Raw genomic sequence first — 19,292 nt, 5'->3', positions numbered from 1 at the left:
TCGTGAATAGGTAAATTAAGAGTGATTAAAAGGGAAGGTGACTTCCCTTTTATTTTAATTAAAATTCAGGTTGTCTGCTTTTACTTAGTCCAACACATGTAGATTACGATACTCGTCATAAGCGTACTGATCGGTCATGCCACTAATATAGTCTTGGATGAGGCGGACTCGAAAATAAAACTCCCAAACATCGCTATCAAATTCGTAGGGTAAGTACGGAGGGTCAGACGGTTTGTTTTTTTCTTGCTCTAATCTTTGTATAGCTATTTCGTATGCTCGTAGATGCTTGTTCGGTAGTTTTTTGTAGAGCCTTCTCTCGTATAGAGGGGCTCCTTTAATGTTGATAAACGTCTCTTTGTTTAGTAGTAATAATGGCCTGTACGCTTCAAGCAACCCCGTGATGATTCTATATCCTTGTAGCTCACTTTTTTCTACTTCTGAATCGCAGAAAGCATAGTTCATGGCCACATTCTTAAGAGCTTTTACTAACGCATGATTATCACTATTATCTTCAATTAGCGCTCTATTGAAGCTCCCATGAAATACCTTCTCTATGTTATCTATAAACTGTTTGCATGCATGTTGTGGTAGGCGTTTGTTTATTTCCACGCGAAGAGTAATGAAGAAGTGGCTGTTCGCACAGTTATCAGCTTTTGAAGCGCTTTCACTGGCGACATCAACGATCTTTTTCATCTCGTCATTGTTTTGCAAATCGTACTCTTTTGCAAGAGATTGATATTCGTCGTCTAAAGCTTCTTTTAGTTGATCTACTGTGAGAATGCCTTTTTCAACAGCATCCTCAATGTCTGCAATGCCGTAGGAAATATCATCTGCAGCTTCCATTATGTATGAAAATGGAGAGCGGCAATGAGAGTCCATTGATAGCACCGTTTTTAGTGACTCTATGTAGCGGTATTCACTTAAGTAATAACCCACTTTTTTCATCAAATAGTTATAGCCGTCTAACTCCGGATTGTTATGTGTTTTAGGCGATGGCTGATCCCCACGGCGAGTATACTTGAATACACTAGATACTTGAGAATAGGTTAGATTAAGTTCGAGTAGAGTGTGAACTAGGCGGATAGCCTGTGCGTTACCTTCGAAATTGGTAAGATCTTGTTGGATAGGCTTTGGCAAGTCGATTTTGGGCTCACCTTTCTTATCCATTACTAGAGATAGTAAATTTTTAGAAAACCAATCGTTTATAGCCCGCTCTCCAAAGTGTCCAAAAGGTGGATTGCCAATGTCATGCATTAAACATGACATTTCGACTATCGACTCAAATTGACGTTCTAATCCGGTTAGTTCGTACTCTTGCTTAGACTCTTCAGAAAGCTCTTTAAAGATTAATTGAGTGATGTATCGACCAACTTGTTGAACTTCCAGAGAATGAGTGAGACGACTGCGAACTGCAGCATTACGTTCGAGGGGAAAGACTTGAGTTTTTTGTTGAAGCCTTCTGATTGCAGCTGAGTTGAGGATCCTGCCTCGATCACTTTCGAAGCTTTCTTGTGCTGCAATTTTACTGGATTCAGTAAGTGGACGAGGTTTAATGGCTTTTCCGTTATGATATACCCTTGTTCCTCGAACTTTTTCTTTGAAGTTGATAGCCATAATAGTTCCTCTTTGTTTAACGCACTGAAGAAACTATACCTAAGATTCTAGTCGGCTTATATTAGATCGGATAAATAATGTGATTAGGGATTTAGTCATTGTGAAGAACATTGACTTGGGGAGGATGACCAAAAAGCTGGTTTGTAGCTGTATTTAGTGAGACGTTCCGGTATTTATCTATTGACTTTATTGTTAACATTAAGCAAGGTTTTTTTGGCAAGTTATAGGGTTTTAATATACTTGGTTCGAGAACAACTGGATTTTGTTGTTAACCATGTTTGTACAACCTTGCTGATGCCAGTGCGCCAACACGATATCAGTCAGTGGCGCAAGAATGGTGCGCATCATACCACTTAATCAAAGGGATGAGAAAAGCTGGGGCAGATGTGAATAACTACGTATCTTTCTTTCTCGGGCTTAATTGCTTATCACACCATTTTTCAATAGAGGGGGCGTATAAGGTGAACAGGCCAATCATCATGGCGATGGCGCAGATTACATAGATAGCTGTCATTGCAACCCTCTTTATTGGTTAACTTTAGTATACACCTTGTTTCGCCTTTCCTCGGCCCCAGGTGCCGAGGAAAGGCGCGTGTTTGGATCAGGTCGATGAAGATGGTTTGGTATCTGTATCAAACTGCTTGATCAGGACCGAGGTGTCGCAACGGCCATAGCCGCGCGCTTGTAACTTGTTATACTGTTGATCCACCTGCTCGGTTAAGGGAAGTCCCACGCCTAACTTGGCGGCTTCTTCTAAACAAAAGCCCAGATCTTTACGCATCCAATCAATCGCAAAGCCAAAATCAAAACTGTCTTCTGCCATGGTCAAAGCACGATTTTCCATTTGCCAAGAGCCTGCGGCCCCGTGCTTAATGGCATTGATCATCTTTTCGATATCGAGATCAGCGGATTGCGCGAAGGTGAGTGCCTCGGATAAGCCTTGTAAGACGCCGGCAATACATATTTGGTTAGCCATCTTGCAGCGCTGGCCACTGCCATGCGGGCCAATATGCTGGATTGCGCTGGCATAGACGTTCATGACGGGTTCAACGTTACTGAACACATTAGGGGTGCCACCGACCATAATGGTGAGTGCGCCTTTTTCTGCACCGGCTTGGCCGCCTGAGACGGGGGCATCGAGAAAGCTCAGGCCTTGACGCTCGCATACTTGTGCCAACTCAAGGGCTAGATCGGCAGAGGTGGTGGTGTGATCGACCAGCGTACTGTCTTTTTTCATATTGGCTAACACACCAATATCGCCATACACCACACTGCGTACGTCATCATCGTTTCCCACGCACATAAAGACGATGTCAGCATCAGCCACGGCTTCGGCTGGCGTTATTCCATATGTGCCTGAATAGGTGTCGCACCAAGCTTCGGCTTTGCCGGTGGTGCGGTTATAGACGCAAGTTGGGTAGCCGTGGCGCTGAAGGTGCCCAGCCATTGGAAAGCCCATCACGCCTAGGCCAATAAAGGCCACCTTGATATCGTTAACTTGCATGGTCATCTTGCTTCCTTGTCGTTTCGTTGTCGTTAATTTATCAGAAACTTAACCTTTCTTGCATGTGTCAATGTTAAGCTTGTATCATCCTTTTTTGTGTTGTAACACGGATAATTATGACAGCACGACAACCTTTCTCGTTAACGATTGCCCATATTAACGACACCCACTCTCACTTTGAGTCCACGCCTGTCTCGCTGAACTTGGATGATAATGCGACACCGGTTTATGCCAATAGCGGCGGGTTCGCACGTATTGCTTCCGCCGTGGCACATTTTCGTGAGCAGGCTAAGCAAGATGACCATGCATTCCTTTTTCTGCACGCAGGTGATTGCTTTCAAGGGACTCTGTATTACTCCTTGTTCAAAGGTAAGGCGAATGCAGATTTGCTGAATCGACTCGGTATTGATGCGATGGCGATTGGTAATCACGAGCTTGACCAAGGGAATGGCCCCGTGGCTGACTTTCTTGATGATATTCAATTCCCATTGCTTGCGGGGAATTGGCATGTGGAGGATGAGTCAAAAGACAAGGACAAGCGCGTCAGTGAGAAACCCGCTTTACTGCCATACATCGCCCCGGAGGAGCGCGCGAGTACACTCATTAAAACCTATGCCGGACACAAAGTGGGCATCTTCAGTTTAGCGGTTGAGCAAATGGCGGCATTGGCACACCCTGATCATGATACTCCTTTCTTGCCTGCAACACGCATCGCCGAAAACACCGTGGCTTTTTTGCGTCAACAAGGCGTGAAAACCATTATTCTATTGAGCCACTTGGGTTATGACAAAGACAAGGAATTAGCGGCTGCGGTTAATGGGATTGATGTGATTGTGGGAGGACATACCCATGTGCTGCAGGGAGACTTTCAAAACCTTGGTTTGGCGAAAGAAGATCCCTACGGCTATAAAGTCAATGATACCTGGATTGTGCAAGCGGGTTGCCATGCGCAAGCCATCGGTCGCTTTACGTTATCTATCGATGAAAACGGTCGGCCAGTTGCCTTTGATGGTCAAAATTACTTGTTGCTCGGGCGCAGTCTCGCGATGGATGCCTCGCGGGAACAGCAATTGACTGAAGGCTCATATCAAGCAGTAAGAAGCTATCTTAACCGACAAGACAATGTACTGATATTACCCAGTGATCTTGCATTGAAACAATATCTACAGCGCACCTACCGTCCCCATGTGGCGCAACTAGAAAGTGACGTTGTCACACATGTGCCGCAACGACTCCGTCATGTGCGCGTGCCTGACAGCGAGGGCGGCAGCGAAGTGGCGCCGCTGGTGACAGAAAGCTTTTTATGGGCGGCTCGTGAGCAAGGTATTGAAGCCGATTTTGCTATTCATAATGCGGGTGGCGTGAGAGTCAGTTTAAACGCCGGGCCGCTCTCGGCCGCTTTAATTGCAGGCGCGTTGTTACCGTTTGCTATCGACGTGATCGCCTACCAGGTAACCGGGGCACAGATCCGTCGTGCGATTGAAGGCGCAATCAACAATGCCACAGATAATGGCATGACGGGCCTCGGGTCAGGCAGTTTTCCGTATTGCGCCGATATACGCTATCGCTACGAAGCGTGGCAGCCGATGGGTGCGCGGGTAACACAACTCGAGATAAAGCGCGGTAATCACTGGATAGCCATAGATAATGAGCGACAATACACGGGTGTGTCGTCATCTTATACCGCCCAAGGAAAAGAAGGATACGATGCGATTCAAACCGGCCACCGTCGCTCGATTGGTTTATCCATGGCGGAGTGCTTTATTGACTATGCGCGTCAGCAGCCAGTGTTAGCGCTACCTACTGAGCCTTTAGTGTGTTACCTCCGAACGTCTAGTGAGAGAAAAACCTGCTGGGGTGAATAACTTGGCCTGCCCCTTGCTTATTGATAGTCAGCTTGGTGTTTACGGCAGACAATTGCCGTTTAAGTTTTTGACAAGATTGTCGATACATAGAGTGAACCTGAATTGATCGACACACTATCGAAAGGTGAGGGGTTATGGAAAAACGTGATTGGTTTGATATCGGCTTGATCAGTTTTTGGTTGGTGGCTTGGGCATCGATTGTCTACTTTGTGCCGGTCATTTAACCCATTTACTGATCCGCGGATTGCGGGGGAACCTGTTTGAGCCGGGTTCCCCAACGCACTAACAATGGTTGTAAATAGATTGGCAGCTGTATCGCGCCGATTAATGGCAGAAATGCTGGCCCGAGCGCGGCACCGGCAACGGTGTACGTTAGCAGTACATTCCGATTGACCGCCGAAACGGCGGCGATCATGCTCGCCTCCCGCCCCCGTTTGCGATATAGCCCATACGCAATGATGAAAAAAAGTATGCAAATTGCAACTGAAATGGCTAAAAGTTCTAACGCATACCCAGAGTCGTTTTGCCACATTGCCCCGAATGGCCCTACTAGCCCTAATGGAAAACTGAACACTAGCACAATCGTAAACTGTGCCAGTTTGCTGTGAATGCGTTTGAGCTTTTCTGGTTTGATCAGCGCGTGAAAAAGCGCGGCAAACAGCATGGGCCCAAAAATGAAGATCACCAATCGCACGGCATAGCTTTGCAGGTCCAGTGAAAATGAGTCACCGGATAGCACCGTGAGATTAATAAACAAGACCACGGGCATCAGCAACGTTGAAGCAATGGTATATGCCATGGCGATGAGCGCATCCATTCCCAAAGAACGAATGATGGCTGGTGTTGCAAACAAAGATCCAGTAGCGCAAATACCACTGATGGCAAGTAACAAAGGTGCAGACGCGCCGAGTAGCCACGCGAGAGAACAAGTGAGTACGGTAAGTAGCACTGAGTGAACTAATGCGTACACCCAGACCTGCCATTGAGCTAACGCTTTCACTAATAGGCCTTGATGAATGCCAAGTAGGGTAAACAGCATCAAGGCGAATAGCACATAAGGTAAAAACGGAAATAAGGCTAATGAGACGCTCGGAAAGGCAAAGCCAATCAATGCGGCAATAAAAAGACACAACGCTGAATGTTTGGCGAGAAACGCGAGCATGGTCAACACCTTGGTCACATGTGTAATCACGATGTTATCAGGTTTACATAAGTAATCGAGTGAAAAATAGTCTTTTTCAATGATTAATACGCTTTGTCGTACAAAAAGTCAGACAGGATAAGGGAGCGAGCAGTGAATTCAAACAGACAAACTGAATTCATTGATGGTTTGTATGTCAGGTAAGTGATTAGCTTATTTTACTGCAACTTAACATAATGAATACGTGCTAACCGGCAAGCACTTTAGATTAGAAAAACTAATCCATTGGTTTAATTTTCATCAGTTTAAATCTCGGGGCAGCACCTTATAATTTGCGGCGAGTGATTAAGACAACAAAGCGAGGATCTTATGACGACTGCAACGGTTAATATGCCCCGTTCTCGTCGATCTTACGCGGTAACAATCAAAGGACTGATCGCTCACGCCATGGATGTGCTGTTCACTAGCAGCACACACGCTCCCGCTTATGATGCCAGTCGCTTACCGGCACATTTGCAGCGTGATATTGGTATAAACCGATAAGACGACTTAAAACGGATAGAACGCGAAACGCCACATCATCGAGATGTGGCGTTTTTTTTATGGTTTAATCGTTCTCGAATGTTTACGTAAAATGAGTGGCTTGCTAAGCCGACGAATGCGATCAATTGAGGAGTACAAAAGATGGGATGGTTCTCTGCACTGTTTTCCAAGGGAAGCGACAAACAACCACAGGTGTCAGTCACCCCCACAGAATACCAAGGCTATTTAATATACCCTGAATCGACCGCCGAAAACGGTCAATATCGTGTCAGTGGCCGCATTTGCAAACCGCTTGATGACAAGGTACTCACTCATACGTTTATTCGCTCAGATTTGCTGGGAAGTCAGGAAGATGCCAACAGCTTGATGGTCACAAAAGCAAAAATGATGATTGATCAAAACGGTGATCGGCTATTTGATTGAGGGGCGTCAACGAATCGCGCGATAGCAAAAATAATGCATAAATATGAGCAATTAATTCGGATAAAGTGTAGCCCAGATCACATTTATGCCCCAATGGCGATCCCCGCCCTGTGGTGATTAAGGAATAAACTCGTTAAGTTAACACTGTTGCGTTGCTAAGCACGAAATACTGACAACAGACCGCAACAGCGTGATAAGCGAATAAAACCGCTTGGAATGCTTATTTTTGTCAGTGAACCTATTTCAGGCCGCGGTTTTAGCGCCTGTGATAACCAAAAAAATTTCTTATAAGCCAACATTCAGGGAATAGCTATGCAGATTGGTGTTCCAAAAGAGAGGCTCGTTAATGAAACGAGGGTAGCTGCGACACCTAAGTCGGTTGAGCAGCTTATCAAGCTCGGTTTTGACGTCGTAGTAGAGAAGGGTGCAGGTGAAAAAGCAAGCTTTGAAGACACTGCGTACGAACAAGCTGGGGCGAACATTGTTGATACAGATGCTGCCTGGCAGTCTGACATCATCTTTAAAGTTAATGCACCAGGCGTGATTGAAGAGACAGGCCAAGATGAAGTGGCATTGCTGCAAGCAGGCACCACCTTGGTGAGCTTTATTTGGCCCGCTCAAAACGAAGAATTACTCGAACGTCTGTCAGCGCAGAACGTGAATGTGATGGCCATGGATGCGGTCCCACGTATTTCGCGTGCGCAGTCATTGGATGCGCTAAGTTCGATGGCGAACATCGCCGGTTATCGTGCGGTGGTTGAAGCAGCGCATGAGTTTGGTCGCTTCTTTACCGGACAAATCACGGCGGCGGGTAAAGTACCGCCTGCGAAAGTGTTTGTCGCGGGGGCTGGCGTTGCTGGGCTAGCGGCGATTGGCGCAGCCGGTAGCTTGGGGGCGATTGTCCGTGCTTTTGATGTTCGTCCTGAAGTGAAAGAACAAGTCGAGAGCATGGGCGCGGAGTTTCTAGAAGTCGACTTTAAACAAGACAACTCAGACAGTGGCGATGGTTATGCCAAAGAAATGTCTGACGAGTTTAATCAGGCGGCGGAAAAGCTTTATGCGCAGCAAGCAGAAGATGTCGACATTATCGTCACGACCGCACTGATCCCTGGTAAGCCAGCGCCCACGCTGATCACCAAAGAGATGGTTGACAGCATGAAGCCGGGCAGTGTGATCGTCGATCTCGCCGCAGCCAATGGTGGCAACTGTGAGTACACGGAAAAAGACCAAGTGATCACCACGCCCAATGGTGTAAAAGTGATTGGTTACACCGATATGGTCGGCCGTTTGCCCACCCAATCGTCACAGCTTTATGCGACTAACTTAGTCAACCTCACCAAACTGCTTTGCAAAGAGAAAGACGGCAACATCCAGATTGATTTTGATGATGTGGTCGTGCGCGGGGTTACCGTGATCAAAGAAGGCGAGGTCACCTGGCCTGCGCCACCGATTCAAGTCTCTGCGCAACCCAAAGCAGAGCCTAAAGCAGAACCCGCTCCTAAGCCGGCACCCAAAAAAACCTCTCGTGCGACCAAGTATGGCCTGATGGCCGCTGCCGCAGGGGCGTTCGGGTGGATTGCCAATTATGCCCCCAGTGAATTCCTCTCACACTTTACCGTTTTCGTACTGGCCTGTGTGGTGGGCTACTACGTGGTATGGAATGTTACTCACGCGCTGCATACCCCGCTGATGTCCGTGACCAATGCGATCTCAGGCATCATCATCGTTGGGGCGTTATTGCAGGTAGGACAAGGCATTGGCTTTGTAACCTTCCTTGCTTTCATTGCCGTGTTGATCGCCAGCATCAATATATTTGGCGGCTTTACTGTTACAAAGCGCATGCTTGAAATGTTCCGTAAAGGGTAAGGAGAAAGAATGTCTGAAGGATTGGTACAAGCTGCGTATATTGTCGCTGCGCTTTGTTTTATTCTCAGTTTGGCTGGGCTATCAAAGCAAGAGTCAGCGCGCGCAGGCAACTATTACGGGATTACCGGGATGGCGATCGCTCTGGTTGCCACTATTTGGGGGCCGGAAGTGCAAGGTGTGGGCTGGATTATTCTGGCCATGGTCATTGGTGGCGCGATCGGTATTTATTACGCTAAGCGCGTAGAAATGACAGAAATGCCTGAGCTGGTGGCGATGCTACACAGTTTCGTGGGTTTGGCTGCGGTATTGGTGGGTTTTAATACCTACATCGATCACCCGCCGCTGACGGGCGCGATGCTTAATATCCACTTGGTTGAGATTTTCCTCGGTGTCTTTATCGGTGCGATCACTTTCACCGGATCGATTGTCGCCTTTGGTAAGCTACGTGGCGTGATTTCTTCTAAGGCTTTGATGTTGCCACATCGCCACAAGCTTAACTTGGCTGCTGTCGTTGTGTCGTTCCTGTTGCTAATCAGCTTTGTTAACGCAGAAGGTTCAACAGCGGCACTGCTGATAGTGACTGTGATTGCGTTAGCGTTTGGTTATCACCTAGTGGCCTCGATCGGTGGTGCAGACATGCCCGTGGTGGTATCGATGCTGAACTCCTATTCAGGTTGGGCCGCCGCTGCAGCTGGCTTTATGTTGGCAAATGATCTCTTGATTGTGACAGGCGCGCTAGTGGGCTCATCGGGGGCGATTCTGTCTTACATCATGTGTAAAGCGATGAACCGCTCTTTCATTAGTGTGATCGCCGGTGGCTTTGGCTCTGATGGCACTGCGTCTTCTGGTGATGACGAAGTCGGTGAGTATCGAGAAAGCACAGCCGAAGAAGTTGCCGAAATGCTGAAAGAGTCTAACAGCGTCGTCATCGCCCCAGGTTATGGCATGGCGGTTGCGCAAGCCCAATACCCTGTTTACGAGGTGACAGAAAAACTCCGGAGTATGGGGATTGAGGTGCGCTTTGCGATTCACCCTGTTGCGGGTCGTTTACCAGGCCACATGAACGTCTTGTTGGCTGAGGCCAAAGTGCCTTATGACATTGTACTGGAGATGGATGAAATCAATGATGACTTCCCTGACACAGATACGGTTTTGGTCATTGGTGCCAACGATACGGTAAACCCTGCGGCGACGGACGATCCATCGAGTCCCATCGCTGGCATGCCGGTCCTTGAGGTTTGGAACGCCAAAAATGTGGTGGTATTTAAGCGCTCAATGAACACAGGTTATGCCGGGGTGCAAAACCCGCTGTTCTTCAAAGACAATAGCAGTATGCTATTTGGGGACGCGAAACAAAGCGTTGAAGCGATCTTTAAAGCATTATAAATGACGTCTATTGATTGGTGGCGTTGCCGAAAAGAGCCAGTTTCGACTGGCTCTTTTTTTTCGCCACGTCTTTTGGCGTGACGGAGAGTGCCGGGCGCGGCCTTGGAACTTACACGGCACTGACATTTTGATAAAAATTGATGGTAAGCTTGCGATCATGCGAATTCTGCTGCTACTCATTCTCACATTGACTGGCTGGCCAACCTTGGCCGCGAGCACGTTCTCGGAACAGATGACTGCCTTTCGTGCGCAGTTATTGCTTGCCGATCCCGTTGCACGCTATAACCTGATTGGTATTAACCGTGCGTTCCCTCGTGTGCTGCTTAGCCCCGATAGCTTGTTGCCGCAGAGCGCTAATTATCCTTTAAAAGATATTCGCCGCCTTTATCAAGCTGCACAAAAATGCCAAGGCCCGTGGCCCGTCAATCCGAAGGTGACAGAGCCGTTGGTGTTCACGCGAGCGATGTGTAATAACACCCAGCTTCCGGTGGCATGGTTCTCTCGGTCTGGCTTTATTCATCCCGGTGGGGGAAGTTACGCGGCAAAATATGCAGAGCAATTTCCTGAGCGGCGCAGCGAACTAATGCGTTTTTTTCATATTCAAGAGCGGCCTCAAGCAGAACCAGACAGCTTGTTGGGACGATTGCAGCGGATGGAGTCTAATGCCGTTGATGCCTTAAACAGCGGCGCTAAATCGTTAATCAGTCAGAATGAGATGTGGGTGCGCGTTGGCAGTTATTACCATTTATACCAAGCCTCGCAATGGCAGCCATTACTGGCCGAGTTTGATTTAAGGATCACCCCTCGTGGGGAGCAAGATTTCTGTTTGGCGCGAGTGGGCAACATTTGTTGGAATGAGGAAAAAGCGCCCAGTTATTGGCCCTACTTGGTCGGAGCATTAATCGTTATCAACCTTGTGGCACTGGGTGGTTGGGCGTTTAACCGTTGGACGGTGCAGCGCCGGTTGATGCAAGAGCGTATGCTGGTGTTGCAAATTCTCACCCATGAACTGCGCACGCCGATTGCGAGCCTCTCCATGACAGTGGAGGGCTTTCGGCGCAAATTTGATAGTTTACCCGATGATTTTTATGAGGAGTTCCGCCGGCTTTGCGAGGATTCGCGACGCCTAAAACAATTGGCAGAGGCAAGTAAAGATTATTTACAATCCAACCAGAAACCTCTCAGTAAAGAGACGATCCCTTCTGTTGAAGAGTGGTTGGGTTATATTTGCGACGAGCACCAAGTTACGTTACACGTAAGCCAAGATGGTGCCGTGCGAGCGAATGTTTATTGGTTAGCAACATCGTTGAACAATTTGATTGCTAATGCGGTCAAATATGGCGTTGCACCCGTCGATGTTCATGCTCACGTGTCTGAGGATCGTTTTACGATCGCGATACGCGATCAAGGGGAACTCACGGCCAAGGACTGGAAACACATACGTAAACCTTTTGTCAGCCAAAGTGGACTTGGACTGGGGCTGACGATTGTAGAATCCATGATTGAGCGAATGGGAGGGAAGTTAATTTTATCTGGCCCACCCACCACATTTACTTTGGAGATTCATTGTGACGCAAGCGACGTTACTTCTGGTTGAAGATGATGCCAACCTGGCTGATGGTTTACTGGCAAGCTTGGAACAAGCAGGCTACCGCTGCTTATATGCAGAAAATGCGACAAAAGTGGCCGAATTATGGAGAGATGCCGATCTCGTGATCCTCGATCGCCAATTGCCAGAAGGCGACTCCATTGAGTGGCTAGCGGATTGGAATAAGCTTAAAACCATTCCTGTGATTTTACTGACGGCCATGGTCTCGGTGCGCGATCGTGTAGGCGGCCTGGACTCCGGCGCCACAGACTATATCACCAAACCCTTTGCGGAGGCCGAGTTGCTTGCGCGCGTGCGTGTGCACCTTCGCCATCCCGTGGGTGAGGTGGAAGTCTCGAGCGATGACCTCATTATCAATGATGTGCGTATTGATACCGCGAGCCGAGCGGTATTTTGTGGCGAAGAAGAGATGACTTTGACACGAACTGAGTTCGACCTTTTACACTTTTTGGCCAAGAATGCGGGACGGGTATTTACGCGTGATGAACTATTGGATCAAGTGTGGGGCTACAACCATTACCCTACAACTCGCACCGTCGATACGCACATATTACAGCTGCGGCAAAAGCTACCTTCGGTCAATATCGAAACCTTGCGTGGCGTTGGCTACCGTATGAAAGCATGATGAAAAAGTGGGTTGTTTCTGGAACATTACTGACGATTTTGACTGCAAGTGGTGTGCATGCAGCATGGTTTGATGGCAATGATGCATTAACCAGTGCCCATCAGCGCCTGTTAGAGGGGAAAACCGCGGCCAGTGTCGAATCGATGATTGAGGCGTGGCAACAGCCCAGTCTTTCAGCGTCGCGTCAGGATCATCTGGCTCAGTTATTGGCACTGGCCATTACTGAAGATTGTGGCCGTAGTTTGAGTCGTCAGACGTTGCCGGATTGGCTGAATAATGTCTCCATTCGTCGAGAAACGGTGCAGACTACCAGTCGCGTTTACTACCGCGTCCAAGTGGCGGGAGAGTCGCAGCCTGGCGTTGAGGCGTTTACACTGAAAAAATGGCCGGACGAAACCGTCATCAGTGACGATTTATCGACAGAGCAACAACATCGCTGGCGCCTTGTGAAAGATGGGCTATCAGAGCCGGTTTCTGAAGGGCTTTACCAGTTAACCGCTGAGTCAGTGGCGGGAGAGACATGGTCTAGTTGGTTATTGCTGACACAACCTCAGCCGCGTCAAACGCTGAGCTGGAAAGACACCCGCAGTTGGCACATTGCGCCTTTTGATGATTTTAACTCAACCTGCCAGCGTCCTTTTTTGACGCTTAATCTTTATCCGCAAAACCAAACTGATGGCGCACCGATTTGGTCGGCAGAGAAGCACAAACGACTCCCGACTCAGTTACCCATGCTGGATGTACCTAATGGACAGTATTGGTTCAGTGTTGCCTTGATTGAGCGTCGCTGGCAAGGCGCGTTATCGATAGAAGAAGTACAGCGCATCGGGCGTGCGATTGATCTGCCGGACTTGGACCCTGGCTCACTTGAGGCGATTGCGCCTGAGGCTGATAATCAGTAAAGCGACGTTTAGATGTGTCGTAGTTTGATAAAGCTCACAGGTTTTAGTGAACGCTCTCCACCCATTGGGTTTTGCCTCTATTCTTGCTTTTAGTAGCGAGACAAACAATATAGAGGCCGCTCAATGACTTTTAAAACGAAAGCACTTGTTCTAGCGTTAGCCACGTGCTCTGCCAGTGCGATGGCTGCAACCAATCCCACCGATGCGCGCGGCAATGCGATGGGCGGGGTGGGTGTCGCATCGGGCGACTACCTCTCTGCTGGCTTTCATAATCCTGCTTTGGCGGCGCTTGACCCTGACAGCGCGTTTGGTGTTCTCGTGCCTTATCTTGGCGCTGAGGTGCGTGACCCTGATGAGCTGGTTGATGGGCTTGATGATGTAGCGGATGCGTTTGATACCAATGATGCCAATCAAATTGAACAATCATTGAGAGCGGTGCAAGGCGATAAAGCGTATCTCAATGCAGGCGTCGGTGCCGCAGTCGGCATTCCTACTGGCTCTGTCTCGGCCACCCTTTATACCTCAGGGTTGATTGAAGGCGCGGTGTTACCTGATATCGACACCAGTGATTTTGGTGTCACTTCCAACCCCAATTCAACTGCGACCATTATTGCCGCGGGTATTGGTGAGTTAGGGGTCGCGTTGGCCACTAACCTCGAGCTCGCGGGTCAGCGAGTGGCGGTGGGCGTGACGCCGAAACTACAGAGAATTACCACCTATAATTACGGTGTCGCGGTCGACGATTACGATACGGATGATTGGGATGATAGTCGCTACCGAGAAGAAGAAAACACGTTTAACCTTGACCTTGGCGCCGTCTGGCAGTCCGGCCCTTACCGGGTGGGGCTTGCAGGTAAAAACCTTGTTAGCCAAGATGTCGATACTGTGACTAGCGCGAGAACCGGTCACAGTTTCACCTATGAACTTGAGCCGCAAGTCACGCTGGGTTCAGCCTTTGTATCTGACTTTGTCACCCTCGCGGCGGATTTGGATTTGAACAAGAAAAAGGGCTTTAAAGGTACCCTGGATGTGGACGATGACACCCAGTTTTTCCGGGTTGGGGCAGAGTTTGATGCCTTTGGTCATGCGCAGTTACGTACCGGTTATCGCGCGGATCTTGAAGATAACGTCGACAATGCGTTTACGCTCGGTTTAGGGTTGTCTCCCTTTGGTGTGGCCAACTTCGATATTGCTGCCAGTATTATTGATAGCGACAGTTATGGCGGATCGGCTCAGCTGGCATTCACATTCTAGCCCTTTATTGATGATGACAAATGATGAGGCAGGCCCTAAAATGGCCTGCCTTTTTTGATCACGATTTACCACCAAGAGAGCTCCCTATGTTTGATGGCGTCACGTTAAACCATGAACAACAGCAAGAAGCGGCAGAACGCATTCATGCACTGATGGCAGAAGGGATGAGCAGTGGCGAGGCCATTATGCACGTTGCTAATGAAATCAGAGCGCAAGCGGCGCAGGCATCTTCGTCTGAAGAGTGAGACAAGCTGCAAACAAATCGCCTTTTTATTTACAATTCCGCCAATCCCTGATTTATTTAAAGGAGATCAGTAAAAGGAGTGTCGGATGAGCAATCGGCTTGAAAAGGCGCGCGAGTGGGCGAGGGTGCGGCACGCACTGCAACGTTATGGTGCCCAGCCTTATCGTTGTCACCTTGATCATGTTGAGCGCATTGCCGCGCCCTTTGGTGAGCAAGCACGCATTGTGGCGCAATTGCATGACATTTTGGAAGATACCGCCACACGTGTTGACGAGATCTCAGCACTTTTCGGCCCAACGGTTGCCAGAGCTGTCATGCTCGTGACGGATCCCCGACGGCCAAGCCGGGAAGAGAGAAAGCGCGCATTGAACCAGCGTTTGATCGCGCTCGATCCGAGCGATGAAGCTGCGTGGCTAGCATTAGTGGTAAAAACCTGTGACCGTTTAGCCAATGTGATTGCCAGTAGTGAGCACAGTCCGCCGCGTTTTTTACAATATCAACGCGAGCATGGAGGCTTCCGGGTCGCGGTGTATCGGCCAGGGTTATGTGATCACCTCTGGCGTGAGCTTGATGGCTTGATTGATGCCGGCCAACAAGCAGACCGGCACCCAGATCATCAACTGCACGCATCCATCTCTTGACTCAGACTAAGCCAGACACGCTTTTCTCCTTAATGCTTTAGTTCATCAATCAGTTATCGAGATCATAAATTGTCGGAATCGGTTGACGTTTGTGCTGTGTGGCTTGGTAAACCTGTATGATTTTCTCCTTAACCGCGTTATCGACAGGCTTGCCCTCAAGAAAATCATCTATTTGCTCATAGGTCAGCTGTAGCGCATCTTCATCCGCTTTTTGCGGTGATAAGTCCTCTAAATCAGCGGTGGGCGTTTTATGCACCAAGATGTCTGGCGCCCCCAATGTGGCCGCGAGTTGACGAACCTGGCGCTTGCTTAAACCAAAGAGCGGCGCAAGATCACACGCACCATCGCCGAACTTGGTATAAAAACCCGTGATGTTCTCAGCTGAATGATCGGTACCAATGACCAGCCCTTGGGTTAATCCTGCTATTTCATACTGTGCCACCATTCTTGCGCGTGCTTTGACATTGCCTTTAGCAAAATCAATACGGCTATCACTATCGGGCAGTAGGCCAACGGCAGATACCGCGTCTAAAACCGATTGGTGGTTACCATCGACACCCGGCTTAACGTTTACTGTGACGGTTTTACTCGGCTTAATAAAAGACAGTGCGAGTTGCGCTTCGTCTTCGTCTTTTTGTTCGCCATAGGGCAACCTAACCGCAATGAATTGATAGTGGTCGTTGCTTGCTTCTTGGTTAAGCTCTTCAACGGCTAACTGTGCCAGTCGTCCACATGTCGACGAATCGACACCACCACTGATACCTAACACGAGGCTACGTGTCCCTGAACGTTGCAACATGGTTTTGATAAAGGCGATGCGACGACGGATCTCTGTTTCAGGCTCGATATTCGGTTGAACGCACATGGCTTCGCGGATCTGGTGTTCCATCTTATGTTCCTCTCAATCACTCTGGCATACGATGTAAATGAAGACGCTATGGGGTTATTGTGCATGATCTCTGTTGGCTTGGGTATAGCGCGAGTGAATCTCCTCACGTTGATGGCGACAGGTTAGGCTTTTGGTTAGATTCATGGCATCATCTCCCGTAATCCCTAAACGCGAGAATGACTTGGCGAAGAGCGTATAATGACAGAGCAAATAGCCGTATTTGGTAGTGCATTTAATCCACCCACTCAAGGTCACGCGTCTGTTTTGGCGCAATTGTGTCATTTTGACAAGGTGCTGCTAGTGCCAAGTTATAAACACGCATGGGGCAAAATGATGGCACCTTACGAGACACGATGCGGGTGGGTACAGGCATTGATTAATGATTTGCGCTTACCGAATCTACACGTGTGTCAGCGAGAGGCGTCGTTAGGGCAAAAAGGTGACGCTGTCACGACATACATGCTGCTTTCCGCGTTACAGCGCGATTACCCTGATGCAGCACTCACGTTCGTCGTTGGCCCTGATAATTTGCTCAAATTTGGCCAATTTGCGCATAGTGCGCAAATACTCTCTCGCTGGTCAGTCTTAGGGATGCCTGAGACGGTGGTGGTGCGTAGTACACATATTCGTGAACGACTGGCGCAAGGCTTACCGATTGATGATCTCACCACACCCAGTATCGCAGCACAGCTGAGCGAGACGGTCTTTTGTCGCTAACGGCCTATCGGTGCGTTTTCAAGAACACGCGCGTTTAGCGTTCAAACACACAGGCATAGCGGGTATACAGGGTGTCAGCGTCGGCTGTGGAGAGTCCGGCCGACTCAGCCGCGCGCTGCGGTGTTTTACCAGACTTTATCGCCGCTCTGAGTTGTCGAACGGTAAAATACTCTTGCAGTTGTGCAATGGTTAGCTGGGTGAGTGCTTGTAATTGGTAGTGTTGCGCTGCGCTCACCGGTGGCTGACCTGTTTGGGCGCACGCCACACAATCTGCCAGCGCTTGCGTGGGCGCATCGAGTTGTTGCGTCGGAGCCAGATGCATGATTTGGTCAAGCAGCACGGCTTGAATGTGATGCGATTGCTGTGCCGTTAATACAGATGCTGTCGGCGTGCCAAGTTCCATCAAGCCAGCGGTCAGTAATGGAGGCAAAACAACATGCCCCACGCGCTCAGGGAGAGGTTGTTGTGTGCGTGGTGATACGGCCAATTGGTGTAAACGGGTATCGGGCGTGATGGTCAGTGCGTGAAGGCACTCAAAAGGTAGCCAGAACCCCTGACCGGTATAGACAGGGATATCTGTTTTTCCTAAGCGAACAAGCACCAAACCGTCCTCAACATAAAGCAGGTTCGCTGTGTAGCGGCGCTTTCGAGGGGTGAATATCAATGAGGGTGTGTGATAAAGAGTGTATTCGCTCGTGTTCTTCATAACCGTGTCTCGATGTAATAAGGCGGCAATGGTGATCACTTTTGTTGTCGAGGTCAAGTCAAGGACGGCAAGTGGAACTCTTAACCCGCTTGAAGGTCTGACCTCCAACCTGTGTAAAATTTCGGTGGGTTCACTTTGAATCCTTTGTTGACTGCGTAGAATGGCGCGGTTTTTACTCGATATAATGGAAGAAAGTGCAGACAGTTAACGATCCCTATCAAGAGATTCGTCCTTATCACGACGACGAAGTTCCCAGTGCGATTCAGCGCCTCATCCAAGATGATGAGTTCATTAATGCGATCTTGTCTTATCGCTATCCACATGCGTCTGGCCCACTTGGTTGGCTTTTAAAGCCAGCGCTTAAATTGTATCTAACCAAAAAGTGGAACAACATCAAAACAGTGCAGGATGTTCAACTGCATGTTGCCAGTTACATGCGCAAGATGATTAAAACAACGTGCGACAAAGTCACGGTTTCAGGCATAGAAAAGTTGGATCCGAATAAAGCGTACCTCTTTGTCTCGAATCACCGAGATATTGCCATGGATCCCGCGTTAGTAAACTGGTGCTTGCATCAGCAAGGGCTTGATACCGTGAGGATTGCCATTGGTGATAACTTATTGCGTAAGCCGTGTGCGACCGAGCTGATGAAGCTCAATAAAAGTTTTATCGTCAAACGCTCTGCCAAAGCACCACGTGAAATGATGAAGTCGCTATCACAGCTTTCTGCCTATTTACGCTTATCGCTGGATGAGGGGCAATCTATCTGGATTGCTCAGCGTGAGGGGCGGGCAAAGACCGGTCAAGATGTCACGGATCCGGCGATCTTAAAAATGTTCTTCATGGAAGGGCGAAAACGTAAGCAAGCGTTTGATGCCTACATGGAGGCACTGAATGTGGTGCCTGTGGCTATCTCTTATCAAAATGACCCGTGTGATGTGGACAAAGCGACTGAATTAGATGCGGTCAATCGCCTTGGCGCCTACGAAAAAAGCGAGTTTGAAGACATTCAAACCATTGTGAAAGGGATTGTCGGAGATAAACGGCATGTGCACGTGGCGTTTGGTGAACCTGTGACGTTGTCACAAGACACGCCCGAGTCAATGGCTGCGAAAATTGATGCGCAAATCCACCAGTTATACCGTTTATACCCCGCAAATTATATTGCCGCTGGGGTAGAACATGACAGTGTCACGCCAGCAGAGCAGCGCTTATATGAGCAAAAGCTTGCTCAGGCTCCCGACGCGGCACGTGATTACTTGCGCCAAATGTACGCAAACCCGGTACTCAACCAATCAAAGACGGTGCCAACCTCCAATACGCCGACCAGCGGTCTCACTGCTGAGCAGCGATAAGTGACGGC

At 48.8% G+C, this 19,292-nt stretch carries 16 protein-coding genes and 1 pseudogene; 12 read left to right on the top strand and 5 right to left on the bottom strand.

Annotation, left to right across the window (positions count from 1 at the left end; all coding sequences use genetic code 11):
* Window positions 1–84: 84 nt before the first annotated feature.
* Together dgt and WN56_RS15750 are read right to left on the bottom strand one after the other, a co-directional pair.
* The gene (gene dgt, locus WN56_RS15755) at window positions 85–1,614 is read right to left on the bottom strand and encodes a dGTPase (RefSeq protein ID WP_046075875.1); all 1,530 of its coding nucleotides are present in this window, start codon (window positions 1,612–1,614) and stop codon (window positions 85–87) included.
* A gap of 601 nt (window positions 1,615–2,215) precedes the next feature.
* Window positions 2,216–3,127: pseudogene (locus WN56_RS15750) on the bottom strand (NAD(P)-dependent oxidoreductase); the annotation flags it as partial.
* 107 nt (window positions 3,128–3,234) lie between these two features.
* On the opposite strand from WN56_RS15750, the gene WN56_RS15745 reads away from it, so the two are divergent.
* Complete coding sequence (locus WN56_RS15745; protein WP_046075874.1) at window positions 3,235–4,983, top strand: bifunctional UDP-sugar hydrolase/5'-nucleotidase; 1,749 nt, start codon at window positions 3,235–3,237, stop codon at window positions 4,981–4,983.
* A gap of 229 nt (window positions 4,984–5,212) precedes the next feature.
* On the opposite strand, the gene WN56_RS15740 is transcribed toward WN56_RS15745, so the two are convergent.
* Window positions 5,213–6,145, bottom strand: a complete 933-nt coding sequence (locus tag WN56_RS15740; protein WP_172969897.1) for a hypothetical protein — start codon at window positions 6,143–6,145, stop codon at window positions 5,213–5,215.
* 663 nt (window positions 6,146–6,808) lie between these two features.
* Between WN56_RS15740 and WN56_RS15735 the strand changes: the two genes are divergently transcribed.
* The 9 genes from WN56_RS15735 to WN56_RS15700 all read left to right on the top strand — a co-directional run bounded on the left by WN56_RS15735 (window position 6,809) and on the right by WN56_RS15700 (window position 15,617).
* Window positions 6,809–7,090 (top strand): HlyU family transcriptional regulator, encoded by a 282-nt coding sequence (locus WN56_RS15735; RefSeq protein WP_046075873.1) that lies wholly within the window; start codon window positions 6,809–6,811, stop codon window positions 7,088–7,090.
* A gap of 312 nt (window positions 7,091–7,402) precedes the next feature.
* Entirely contained in the window at window positions 7,403–8,956 is a 1,554-nt protein-coding gene (locus tag WN56_RS15730; RefSeq protein WP_046075872.1) for a Re/Si-specific NAD(P)(+) transhydrogenase subunit alpha, read from the top strand.
* Between the two features lie 9 nt (window positions 8,957–8,965).
* On the top strand, window positions 8,966–10,342 hold the full coding sequence (gene pntB / locus WN56_RS15725; RefSeq protein ID WP_046075871.1) for a Re/Si-specific NAD(P)(+) transhydrogenase subunit beta: 1,377 nt from the start codon (window positions 8,966–8,968) through the stop codon (window positions 10,340–10,342).
* A gap of 157 nt (window positions 10,343–10,499) precedes the next feature.
* Window positions 10,500–11,939, top strand: coding sequence for a DUF3404 domain-containing protein (locus WN56_RS15720; protein WP_046076074.1), 1,440 nt, complete (start codon window positions 10,500–10,502; stop codon window positions 11,937–11,939).
* Window positions 11,911–12,576: a response regulator transcription factor gene (locus WN56_RS15715; RefSeq protein WP_046075870.1), complete on the top strand. Its 666-nt coding sequence runs from the start codon at window positions 11,911–11,913 to the stop codon at window positions 12,574–12,576. The genes WN56_RS15720 and WN56_RS15715 overlap by 29 nt, the downstream gene beginning before the upstream one ends.
* Window positions 12,573–13,478 carry a DUF2861 family protein gene (locus tag WN56_RS15710; protein ID WP_231637471.1) on the top strand — a complete coding sequence of 302 codons (906 nt, stop codon included), beginning with the start codon at window positions 12,573–12,575 and terminating at the stop codon, window positions 13,476–13,478. The genes WN56_RS15715 and WN56_RS15710 overlap by 4 nt, the downstream gene beginning before the upstream one ends.
* Window positions 13,479–13,601: 123 nt before the next feature.
* Window positions 13,602–14,732, top strand: a complete 1,131-nt coding sequence (gene traF / locus WN56_RS15705) for a conjugal transfer protein TraF (protein WP_046075868.1) — start codon at window positions 13,602–13,604, stop codon at window positions 14,730–14,732.
* A gap of 86 nt (window positions 14,733–14,818) precedes the next feature.
* The gene (locus tag WN56_RS16810; protein ID WP_077579155.1) at window positions 14,819–14,977 is read left to right on the top strand and encodes a YoaH family protein; all 159 of its coding nucleotides are present in this window, start codon (window positions 14,819–14,821) and stop codon (window positions 14,975–14,977) included.
* A gap of 85 nt (window positions 14,978–15,062) precedes the next feature.
* Window positions 15,063–15,617, top strand: a complete 555-nt coding sequence (locus WN56_RS15700) for an HD domain-containing protein (protein WP_046075867.1) — start codon at window positions 15,063–15,065, stop codon at window positions 15,615–15,617.
* Between the two features lie 49 nt (window positions 15,618–15,666).
* Here WN56_RS15700 and nadE read toward each other — a convergent pair whose 3' ends face one another.
* Window positions 15,667–16,506, bottom strand: coding sequence for an ammonia-dependent NAD(+) synthetase (gene nadE, locus WN56_RS15695; protein ID WP_046075866.1), 840 nt, complete (start codon window positions 16,504–16,506; stop codon window positions 15,667–15,669).
* A gap of 198 nt (window positions 16,507–16,704) precedes the next feature.
* Between nadE and WN56_RS15690 the strand changes: the two genes are divergently transcribed.
* Complete coding sequence (locus WN56_RS15690; RefSeq protein WP_046075865.1) at window positions 16,705–17,223, top strand: nicotinate-nicotinamide nucleotide adenylyltransferase; 519 nt, start codon at window positions 16,705–16,707, stop codon at window positions 17,221–17,223.
* Between the two features lie 34 nt (window positions 17,224–17,257).
* Here the strand turns inward: WN56_RS15690 and WN56_RS16670 are convergent, their stop codons facing one another.
* Window positions 17,258–17,929 (bottom strand): hypothetical protein, encoded by a 672-nt coding sequence (locus tag WN56_RS16670; protein WP_052708139.1) that lies wholly within the window; start codon window positions 17,927–17,929, stop codon window positions 17,258–17,260.
* 194 nt (window positions 17,930–18,123) lie between these two features.
* Between WN56_RS16670 and WN56_RS15680 the strand changes: the two genes are divergently transcribed.
* Entirely contained in the window at window positions 18,124–19,284 is a 1,161-nt protein-coding gene (locus WN56_RS15680; RefSeq protein WP_046075864.1) for a 1-acyl-sn-glycerol-3-phosphate acyltransferase, read from the top strand.
* The last annotated feature ends 8 nt before the right edge of the window (window positions 19,285–19,292 follow it).

The organism is Salinivibrio sp. KP-1 (genome assembly GCF_000968645.1).
Lineage (GTDB): Bacteria > Pseudomonadota > Gammaproteobacteria > Enterobacterales > Vibrionaceae > Salinivibrio > Salinivibrio siamensis.
Note: the sequence above shows the minus strand (reverse complement) of the source record. Positions and strands in the feature narration are given on the sequence as shown.

Bases quoted from the DNA above. Each gene is read 5' to 3' on its own strand.
- WN56_RS16810 (WP_077579155.1), top strand. From the start codon at position 14,819: ATGTTTGATGGCGTCACGTTAAACCATGAACAACAGCAAGAAGCGGCA.
- WN56_RS15740 (WP_172969897.1), bottom strand. From the start codon at position 6,145: ATGCTCGCGTTTCTCGCCAAACATTCAGCGTTGTGTCTTTTTATTGCC.
- WN56_RS15720 (WP_046076074.1), top strand. From the start codon at position 10,500: ATGCGAATTCTGCTGCTACTCATTCTCACATTGACTGGCTGGCCAACC.
- WN56_RS15690 (WP_046075865.1), top strand. From the start codon at position 16,705: ATGACAGAGCAAATAGCCGTATTTGGTAGTGCATTTAATCCACCCACT.
- traF (WP_046075868.1), top strand. From the start codon at position 13,602: ATGACTTTTAAAACGAAAGCACTTGTTCTAGCGTTAGCCACGTGCTCT.
- WN56_RS15745 (WP_046075874.1), top strand. From the start codon at position 3,235: ATGACAGCACGACAACCTTTCTCGTTAACGATTGCCCATATTAACGAC.
- WN56_RS16670 (WP_052708139.1), bottom strand. From the start codon at position 17,929: ATGAAGAACACGAGCGAATACACTCTTTATCACACACCCTCATTGATA.
- WN56_RS15710 (WP_231637471.1), top strand. From the start codon at position 12,573: ATGATGAAAAAGTGGGTTGTTTCTGGAACATTACTGACGATTTTGACT.
- dgt (WP_046075875.1), bottom strand. From the start codon at position 1,614: ATGGCTATCAACTTCAAAGAAAAAGTTCGAGGAACAAGGGTATATCAT.
- pntB (WP_046075871.1), top strand. From the start codon at position 8,966: ATGTCTGAAGGATTGGTACAAGCTGCGTATATTGTCGCTGCGCTTTGT.
- WN56_RS15700 (WP_046075867.1), top strand. From the start codon at position 15,063: ATGAGCAATCGGCTTGAAAAGGCGCGCGAGTGGGCGAGGGTGCGGCAC.
- nadE (WP_046075866.1), bottom strand. From the start codon at position 16,506: ATGGAACACCAGATCCGCGAAGCCATGTGCGTTCAACCGAATATCGAG.
- WN56_RS15735 (WP_046075873.1), top strand. From the start codon at position 6,809: ATGGGATGGTTCTCTGCACTGTTTTCCAAGGGAAGCGACAAACAACCA.
- WN56_RS15730 (WP_046075872.1), top strand. From the start codon at position 7,403: ATGCAGATTGGTGTTCCAAAAGAGAGGCTCGTTAATGAAACGAGGGTA.